The organism is Paenibacillus sp. sgz302115, from assembly GCF_056120445.1.
In genome coordinates, this window is the sequence record NZ_JBVYOK010000053.1 from 1 (window position 1) to 1,481 (window position 1,481).

The following is a 1,481-nucleotide window of genomic DNA, read 5'->3' on the forward strand; positions in this document are numbered from 1 at the left end:
CTAATAAGTGTATTGCCGTTAAGCGTCAGCGCTGTTGTCACGTCAGCCTGGTTAGCCACGTTTTTATCAAAGCTGGCACTCACCGGATTAATAGTACTGTTCTGATCCGCTATAATCGTGTAGGCTTCGCTCAACACGGGGCTATCTACCATCCCCGCTTTTACGGCGATGGCCTTAATCGTCTTCGCGCTCGTCAATGGGATCGGCGCGCTATACACCGTACTGCCGCTGGTCGGCGTGCTGCCATCTGTCGTGTAGTAAATCGTCGCGCCGCTCGTTGTTGTGCTCAGCGCCACGGTTGTGCCGGACGCTACTGCTCCTCCGGCTGGGTTCGCGGTTGGCGCATCGACTTGCGCCATAATCGTGTAGGCTTCGCTCAACACGGGGCTGTCTACCATCCCCGCTTTCACGGCGATGGCCTTGATCGTCTTCGCGCTCGTCAATGGGATCGGCGCGCTGTAAACCGTGCTGCCGCTGGTCGGCGTGCTGCCATCTGTCGTGTAGTAGATCGTCGCTCCGCTCGTCGTTGTGCTCAGCGTTACGGTTGTGCCGGACGCTACCGCTCCTCCGGCTGGGTTCGCGGTTGGCGCGTCGACTTGAGCCATAATCGTGTACGCTTCGCTCAACACAGGACTGTCTACCATCCCCGCTTTTACGGCGATGGCCTTAATCGTCTTCGCGCTTGTCAATGGAATCGGCGCGCTATACACCGTACTGCCGCTGGTCGGCGTGCTGCCATCTGTCGTGTAGTAGATCGTCGCTCCGCTCGTCGTCGTGCTCAGCGTTATGGTTGTGCCGGACGCTACCGCGCCTCCGGTTGGATTCGCGGTTGGCGCATCGACTTGCGCCATAATCGTGTAGGCTTCGCTCAACATGGGACTGTCTACCATCCCCGATTTTACGGCGATGGCCTTAATTGTTTTCGCGCTCGTCAATGGAATCGGCGCGCTGTACACCGTGCTGCCGCTGGTCGGCGTGCTGCCATCTGTCGTGTAGTAGATCGTGGCTCCGCTCGTTGTTGTGCTCAGCGCCACGGTTGTGCCGAACTCTAATGGTCCTCCGGCTGGGTTCGCGGTTGGCGCGTCTACTTGCGCCATAATCGTGTAGGCTTCGCTCAACACGGCGCTGTCTACCATCCCCGCTTTCACGGCGATGGCCTTGATCGTCTTCGCGCTCGTCAATGGAATCGGCGCGCTATACATCGTACTGCCGCTGGTTGGCGTACTGCCATCCGTCGTGTAGTAGATCGTCGCTCCGCTCGTTGCCGAGCTCAGCGCCACGGTTGTGCCGGACGCTACCGCGCCTCCTGCTGGGTTCGCGGTTGGCGCGTCCACTTGCGCCATAATCGTGTAGGCTTCGCTCAACACGGGACTATCTACCATCCCCGCTTTCACGGCGATGGCCTTAATGGTCTTCGCGCTCGTCAATGAAATCGGCGCGCTGTAGACTGCGCTGCCGCTGGTCGGCGTGCTGCCATCCGT

At 59.6% G+C, this 1,481-nt stretch carries 1 protein-coding gene; it reads right to left on the reverse strand.

The features are described 5' to 3' along the window. A partial coding sequence (locus AC0LWN_RS32575) for a chitobiase/beta-hexosaminidase C-terminal domain-containing protein (protein ID WP_474672738.1) occupies positions 1–1,481 on the reverse strand: 1,481 nt, incomplete at both ends.